This window comes from Pseudomonas sp. MWU318 (assembly GCF_016756945.1).
Taxonomy (GTDB): Bacteria; Pseudomonadota; Gammaproteobacteria; order Pseudomonadales; family Pseudomonadaceae; genus Aquipseudomonas; species Aquipseudomonas putida_A.
On record NZ_JAESJL010000004.1, the window covers coordinates 484,251 to 491,492 of the forward strand.

The 7,242-nt window shown below is 61.8% G+C and carries 6 protein-coding genes; 3 read left to right on the plus strand and 3 right to left on the minus strand.

Annotated features, from left to right (window positions below; translation table 11 throughout):
• Positions 1–68: 68 nt before the first annotated feature.
• A complete protein-coding gene (gene ffh, locus JN524_RS13300) occupies positions 69–1,445 on the minus strand; it encodes a signal recognition particle protein (RefSeq protein WP_007967791.1) in 1,377 nt (458 codons plus the stop codon).
• Between the two features lie 195 nt (positions 1,446–1,640).
• Between ffh and JN524_RS13305 the strand changes: the two genes are divergently transcribed.
• From JN524_RS13305 to JN524_RS13315, 3 genes are all read left to right on the plus strand, one after another.
• Entirely contained in the window at positions 1,641–2,453 is an 813-nt protein-coding gene (locus tag JN524_RS13305) for a cytochrome C assembly family protein (protein WP_027610969.1), read from the plus strand.
• A 12-nt stretch (positions 2,454–2,465) separates the two neighbouring features.
• On the plus strand, positions 2,466–3,707 hold the full coding sequence (locus tag JN524_RS13310) for an HlyC/CorC family transporter (protein ID WP_183785702.1): 1,242 nt from the start codon (positions 2,466–2,468) through the stop codon (positions 3,705–3,707).
• Positions 3,708–4,016: 309 nt separating this feature from the next.
• Positions 4,017–5,333: an MFS transporter gene (locus JN524_RS13315; protein ID WP_139053781.1), complete on the plus strand. Its 1,317-nt coding sequence runs from the start codon at positions 4,017–4,019 to the stop codon at positions 5,331–5,333.
• Between the two features lie 93 nt (positions 5,334–5,426).
• Here the strand turns inward: JN524_RS13315 and purT are convergent, their stop codons facing one another.
• Both purT and JN524_RS13325 read right to left on the minus strand, forming a co-directional pair.
• Entirely contained in the window at positions 5,427–6,608 is a 1,182-nt protein-coding gene (purT, locus tag JN524_RS13320; protein ID WP_202369618.1) for a formate-dependent phosphoribosylglycinamide formyltransferase, read from the minus strand.
• Positions 6,609–6,707: 99 nt separating this feature from the next.
• The gene (locus tag JN524_RS13325) at positions 6,708–7,175 is read right to left on the minus strand and encodes a VUT family protein (protein ID WP_007967799.1); all 468 of its coding nucleotides are present in this window, start codon (positions 7,173–7,175) and stop codon (positions 6,708–6,710) included.
• Positions 7,176–7,242: the final 67 nt, after the last annotated feature.

Here is a 7,242-nt window from a genome sequence, read left to right on the forward strand (position 1 = left end):
GCTGTTGATCCTGCGTCCTTGCAGGGTCTGCGCCGGTGCGACGACCGGCGAAGTCTTGGTGTCCTGAATCACATTTTCGGCATGCCGCCGCCGGGCAACATACCGCCCATGCCGCGCATCATTTTCGCCATTCCGCCTTTGGCGGTGAATTTTTTCATCATCTTCTGCATCTGCTTGTGCTGCTTGATCAAGCGACCGATGTCCTGCACCTGAGTGCCGGAACCCATGGCGATCCGGCGTTTGCGCGAACCGCTGATCAGTTCAGGGTCGCGGCGCTCGGCCGGGGTCATGGAGTTGATGATGGCTTCCATCTGCTTGAACTGCTTCTCTGCCGCGTTCTGGGCATTGCCCATTTGCGACAGGTTGACGCCGCCGATGCTCGGCAGCTTGTCCATGAGTCCGCCGAGGCCGCCCATGTTCTTCATCTGTTGCAACTGATCGCGGAAGTCTTCGAGGTCGAAGCCCTTGCCCTTCTTCAGCTTCTTGGCCAGTTTGTCGGCCTTGTCCTTGTCGAGGGTCGCTTCAGCCTGTTCGATCAGGCTGAGCACGTCGCCCATGCCGAGGATCCGCGAAGCGATACGCTCGGGGTGGAACGGATCGAGCGCTTCGCTCTTCTCGCCCATACCGATGAACTTGATCGGCTTGCCGGTGATCGCGCGGACCGACAGTGCGGCACCGCCACGGGCATCGCCGTCGACTTTGGTCAGGATCACCCCGGTCAGTGGCAGCGCATCACCGAAGGCCTTGGCCGTGTTGGCGGCGTCCTGACCGGTCATGGCGTCGACCACGAACAGGGTTTCCACCGGGTTGATCGCGGCGTGCAACGCCTTGATTTCGCCCATCATCTCTTCATCGATGTGCAAACGACCGGCGGTGTCGACGATGACCACGTCGATGAATTTCAGTTTTGCTTCTTTAATAGCCGCGTTGGCGATGTCGACCGGCTTCTGACTCAGATCGGACGGGAAGAACGTCACGCCGATGTCGTTGGCCAGGGTTTCCAGCTGTTTGATCGCAGCCGGACGGTAGATGTCCGCCGAGACGACCATTACCGACTTCTTCTTGCGCTCTTTAAGGAAGCGCGCGAGTTTGCCGGCGGTGGTGGTTTTACCGGCACCCTGCAGACCGGCCATCAGAATGACGGCGGGCGGCACGGCGCTCAGGTTCAAGTCTTCGTTGGCCGCGCCCATCAGGCTTTCGAGTTCGGCCTGGACGATCTTCACGAAGGCCTGGCCCGGCGTCAGGCTGCGCGACACCTCGGTGCCGACAGCGCGCTCCTTGACCGAATTGACGAAGTCCTTGACCACCGGCAGGGCGACGTCGGCTTCGAGCAACGCCATGCGCACTTCGCGCAGGGTGTCTTTGATATTGTCTTCAGTCAGCTTCGCCTTGCCGGTGACATGGCGCAGCGTCTGCGAGAGACGGTCGGTTAAGTTTTCAAACATTGCGCGATCCTTTCAGGCCCTGTGTAGACCGGGATAATGGCGGCCCAGACCGGATTCAACATGTGCTCGGCGAGCCTGCGGCGTGGGCAGGTCGCGGATTATAGCGAAGACTGCGTCGGGCGGACACCTCGCACTTTCGTGGTGTGGCGGTTCTATGCCAAACTCAGCGCCTTTCGGGCCTGCCTAACAGGATTTATGCTCCCCTTGTCACCCAGTTTGCTGACTACCATCGCCGCCGCTCTTCTTTATGCCGCTGCGACCCTTTATCAGGGCACCCGCCTGGCCTCCGGCGCCAAGGCGAACAAGCGCCTGCTGGTTACGCTCGGCATCCTTGCCGTGCTGGCCCACAGCGCCAGCCTGCTCACTCACCTGCTGACGCCGATCGGCCTGGGCCTGGACTTCTTCAGCGCCGCCAGCCTGATCGCCGCGGCCGTCATCGCCCTGACGCTGCTGGCCTGCTCGCGGATCCCGGTGGAAAACCTCTTGGTGCTGCTGTTCCCGCTCGGCGCGGCGACGGTGCTGCTGGCGCAGTTCGCCCCGGCTGGCACGGTACAGATCATCGACGAAGAACCGGGCATCCTCGCCCACATCCTGCTGTCGATCCTTGCCTACGGCATGTTCACCATCGCGGTGTTCCAGGCCTTGTTGCTGCTGGTACAGGATCACCAGCTCAAGCACAAGCACCCGTCAGGCCTGATCAAGAACTTCCCGCCGCTGCAAACCATGGAAAGCCTGTTGTTCGGCTTCCTCTGGGCCGGCTGGACGCTGCTGTCGCTGTCGCTGATCTCCGGCTGGCTGTTCGTCGAGAACCTGTTCGCCCAGCATCTGGTGCACAAGACCTTGCTGGCGTGCCTGGCCTGGATCGTGTTCAGCGTGCTGCTGTGGGGCCGCAATCGCCTCGGCTGGCGTGGCCACAAGGCGATTCGCTGGACTCTCGCCGGTTTCTGCCTGCTGATGTTGGCGTATTTCGGCAGCAAACTGGTTCGTGAATACATCCTGCACATCTGACGGGCGGCATAAATGGACGGTTTGCCCATAGGGCCGATGCTTGCGGTATTTGTCCTGCTGATTTTATGGTCGGGGCTGTTTACCGCCGTCGAAATCGCACAGCAGCACTTGCTCGCGCAACGCACCGCCTCGCGTGCCAGCGATAAGCCGCTGGCGAAGCTGAGCTTTCCGCTCGACAGTCTGATCCTGTGCAACACCCTGTGCCGCGCCCTCGCGGTGGTCATTGCCACACTGCTGGCAATCTTCCTTTGCGAAGAAAACGGCCCGTGGGCCGCCTGCCTCGGCGCCGGTGCCGTGTTGCTGGTGTTTGCCGATTACTTTCCGCGCACCGTGGCCCAGCGCTACCCGGATGCGGTGCTGTCGTTCGGTAATACCCTGCTGGCGGTTCCGCTGAAGATTCTTTACCCGCTGGCCTGGCTGCTGAGCCGCATCAGCGGTCTGCTGCTGCGTCCCTTCGCGCGCAAACCCCAGGTGGTGCAACAAAGTGAAGACGAAGAACCTGCCGACCCGAACGACGACCCGGAACATCCGTCTCGCACCCACCCGGTTTCCGGGATCCACGCGCTGGACAACATCACGGTCAACGACATTCTAGTGCCGCGCAGCGATGTCGACGGCATCAACCTCGACGACTCAATCGAAGCGATCGTCGAACAACTGCGCCACAACAAGCGCACGCGCCTGCCGGTGTTCCACAGCGACATCAACCAGGTCGAAGCGGTGCTCAACACCCGGCAGATCCGCCATCTGCTCAACGATGGCCAGCTGACCCGCGAAGCGCTGCTGGCCGCCAGCTACGAGCCGTACTTCGTTCCGGAAAGCACCCCGCTGCAACTGCAACTGCTGAACTTCCACAAGCAGCAGCGCCGCTTGGGCATGGTGGTGGACGAGTACGGCGAAGTGCTGGGCATCGTCACCCTGGAAGACATTCTCGAAGAAATCGTCGGCGAATTCGAAAGCGAGCACAGCCTCGACAACCCGCACATCCATCCGCAGCCCGACGGGCGCATGGTGATCGACGGCACCGCGTCGATCCGCGAGTTGAACAAATGCCTGGGCTGGCATTTGCCGAGCGACGGGCCGAAAACCCTCAACGGCCTGGTGACCGAGGCGCTGGAGACCATTCCGGACAGCGCGGTGTGCCTGAAGATCGGGCGTTATCGGCTGGAGATTCTCGAGACCGAGGACAACCGGGTGAGCAAGGTGTTGATCTGGCATACGAGCGCTGTGCCTGCTTTGGTGCCGGCCAGATAAAAGATCAAAAGATCGCAGCCTTCGGCAGCTCCTGCATTTGGGAATGCGTTCCTCTGTACTCTGTAGGAGCTGCCGAAGGCTGCGATCTTTGCTCTTGTTCATTCGTTAGCCCCCTTCCTATAATCGAGCCACTTACCCAGGCGCTGCCGAGCCCTGTGCTTACCCCGCACTAAAGCGGTTTCGGCCATTTCCGCACTACCCCGACGACTGTTCCTACTCGAAACAGCGCTCGCGTCTCATCCCACATCCCTGGGTGTTCAACCATAATAATTCGCTCCAACGGAGCTCATGACTGTCAGGGATCACCGCATGACGACCAGTACCGCTTACAGCGCCACCGCGCCTGCCCAGCCGACCAACTCCGCCACCCGCGTGGCGACAGCGAGTTTCATCGGCACCGCCATCGAGTTCTACGACTTCTACGTTTACGCCACGGCCGCCGCGCTGGTTATCGGGCCGGTGTTCTTTCCGCAGACGTCCGGCACCGCGCAAATGCTGTCGGCGTTTCTCACCTTCGGCATCGCCTTCCTCGCCCGTCCCCTGGGTTCGGCACTGTTCGGCCACTTCGGTGATCGCATCGGACGCAAATCGACACTGGTCGCCTCGCTGTTGCTGATGGGCGTCTGCACCACGTTGATCGGCGTGCTGCCGGGTTACGCCAGCATTGGCGCCTGGGCGCCGATTCTGTTGTGCGTGCTGCGTTTCGGTCAGGGCCTGGGCTTGGGCGGTGAATGGGGCGGCGCAGCGCTGCTGGCGACGGAGAACGCGCCCAAGGGCAAACGGGCGTGGTTCGGCATGTTCCCGCAGCTTGGCCCGTCAATCGGCTTTCTTGCAGCCAATGGCCTGTTCCTGACCCTGGCCATGACCCTCGATGACGAGCAGTTCCGCAGCTGGGGCTGGCGGATTCCGTTCCTCCTCAGCGCGGCACTGGTGATGGTCGGCCTGTATGTGCGCTTGAAACTGCACGAAACCCCGGTATTCGCCAACGCCATCGCCCGTCAGGAGCGAGTGAAGGTGCCGCTGGTCGAGCTGTTCAGCCAGTACTGGGCGCCCACCCTGCTCGGCGCGGCGACGATGGTGGTGTGCTATGCGCTGTTTTACATCTCGACGGTGTTTTCCCTGAGCTACGGCGTGTCCACCCTCGGCTACAGCCGTGAGACGTTTCTTGGACTGCTGTGTTTTGCCGTGCTGTTCATGGCCGCGGCAACACCGTTGTCCGCCTGGGCGAGTGACCGTTACGGGCGCAAACCGGTGCTGATCGTTGGCGGCGTGCTGGCGATTCTGTCCGGGTTTCTGATGGAGCCGTTGCTGACACAGGGCTCGACCTGGGGTGTGGCGCTGTTCCTGTGCATCGAGCTGTTCTTGATGGGGGTGACGTTTGCCCCGATGGGCGCGCTGCTGCCGGAACTGTTTCCGACGCACGTTCGCTACACCGGCGCATCGGCCGCTTACAACCTCGGCGGCATCGTCGGCGCCTCGGCAGCTCCGTTCTTCGCGCAGAAACTGGTGGCGATGGGGGGGTTGAGTTATGTCGGCGGGTATGTGTCGGCGGCAGCGGTACTCAGCCTGATTGCTGTGCTGTGCCTGAAGGAAACGCGCAATAACGACCTGAATCAGGTTGCCTGACAGGAGATCAAAAGCTTCGCGAGCAAGCTCGCTCCCACATTGGAATGCATTTCCCTGTGGGAGCGAGCTAGCTCGCGATAGGGGCGACTCGGTTTACAGCTCTACCACAACAGCCTGAGCAGCCCGGGTCGCCTTGGCACGCGCAGCCTCAATCGACTCATCCCGCGCCAACGCCACGCCCATCCGGCGCTGACCATTGACTTCAGGCTTGCCGAACAGACGCAACGCCGTATCCGGCTCGCTCAACGCTGCCCCAAGGTTGGCGAACGCGGCCTGGGTCGACTGCCCTTCCACCAGAATCACCGCCGAAGCGGATGGGCCGAACTGACGGATCATCGGCACCGGCAGACCGAGAATGGCGCGGGCGTGCAGGGCGAACTGCGACAGATCCTGAGAAATCAGGGTCACCAGACCGGTGTCATGCGGGCGTGGCGAGACTTCGCTGAACCACACCTGATCACCCTTGATGAACAGCTCGACGCCGAACAGCCCGCGACCACCCAAGGCCTCGGTCACGGCTTTGGCCACGCGCTCGGACTCAGCCAGGGCAATCGGGCTCATGGCTTGCGGCTGCCAGGATTCCTGATAGTCGCCCTTCTCCTGACGGTGACCGACCGGTGCGCAGAACGTGGTGCCGCCGATGTGGCGCACGGTCAGCAGAGTGATTTCGTAGTCGAAATCGATGAAGCCTTCGATGATCACCCGACCTTTGCCGGCGCGACCGCCCTCTTGCGCGTAATCCCAGGCTTTCTGCACGTCATCGGCGCTGCGCAGCAGGCTCTGGCCTTTGCCCGACGAGCTCATGACTGGCTTGACCACGCACGGGAAACCCAGATCCTGCACGGCTTTGCTGTAGTCCTCGAAGGTGTCGGCAAAATGGTACGGCGAGGTTGGCAGGTCCAGCTCTTCAGCGGCCAGACGGCGGATGCCTTCGCGGTTCATGGTCAGTTGCGCGGCGCGGGCCGTCGGGATCACGGTGAAGCCTTCGGCTTCCAGCTCGACCAGCGTGGCGGTGGCGATGGCTTCGATTTCCGGCACGATGAAGTGCGGCTTCTCGGCTTCGATGACTGCACGCAGCGCGGCGCCGTCGAGCATGTTGATCACGTGGCTGCGGTGCGCAACCTGCATGGCCGGCGCGTTGGCGTAACGGTCGACGGCAATCACTTCAACGCCCAGGCGTTGCAGCTCGATCACCACTTCCTTGCCCAACTCACCACAGCCACACAGCAATACGCGGGTCGCGGTTGGCGACAATGGAGTTCCGATACGGGTCATCTCAGGTCCTCAAAGAAGCGGATCATCGAGGAAAGCGACGCCAGACGCGCTTTCCATGGGGAGAAAGCGCGGCATTTTACATGAACCGGAGGGTTTGGCTCAGCTGGCGACAGCCTGTTTGCGCTCGCGCCAGGCCATGATCAGCCAGACGGCAGTGACGCCAGCGAACTTCGAGACCAGTGCAGTGATGATCACCGGTGGCGTCATCAGGTCGATCATGCCGAAAAAGATGAAGGTATCGAGCGGAATGCTCAGCGCCGAGCTGATCCACAGGCGGTCGCGCAGCGGCCGTTTGGTGACGCTGAACACCAGCCAGTCGATGATTTCCGACACCGCGAACGCCGTGGCGCTGGCCAAGGCGATGGATGGATCAGAAGTGACGTAAGACAGTACCAGCGCCGCCAGCATCGCCACGAGCGCACCGTGGCCGAAACGGGTTTGCACCATGTCGCGCAACACGAACACCAACCCGCCCCAGGCCGACCAGATAATGTCCAGGTGTGGCGCGGTGGAGAAAGCGAAGTTGATCAGCACGACGCTGCTGATGTAGGCGATGAGGAAAATCATGGCGGCGACCTGGGAAATTGGCGCACAGGTTACTTCAGGCAAAGCAGAATCAAAAGATCGCAGCCTG

Excerpts from the sequence above, each read along its gene's own strand:
- ffh (WP_007967791.1), bottom strand. The coding sequence starts at position 1,445 with ATGTTTGAAAACTTAACCGACCGTCTCTCGCAGACGCTGCGCCATGTC.
- JN524_RS13305 (WP_027610969.1), top strand. The coding sequence starts at position 1,641 with ATGCTCCCCTTGTCACCCAGTTTGCTGACTACCATCGCCGCCGCTCTT.
- JN524_RS13310 (WP_183785702.1), top strand. The coding sequence starts at position 2,466 with ATGGACGGTTTGCCCATAGGGCCGATGCTTGCGGTATTTGTCCTGCTG.
- JN524_RS13315 (WP_139053781.1), top strand. The coding sequence starts at position 4,017 with ATGACGACCAGTACCGCTTACAGCGCCACCGCGCCTGCCCAGCCGACC.
- purT (WP_202369618.1), bottom strand. The coding sequence starts at position 6,608 with ATGACCCGTATCGGAACTCCATTGTCGCCAACCGCGACCCGCGTATTG.
- JN524_RS13325 (WP_007967799.1), bottom strand. The coding sequence starts at position 7,175 with ATGATTTTCCTCATCGCCTACATCAGCAGCGTCGTGCTGATCAACTTC.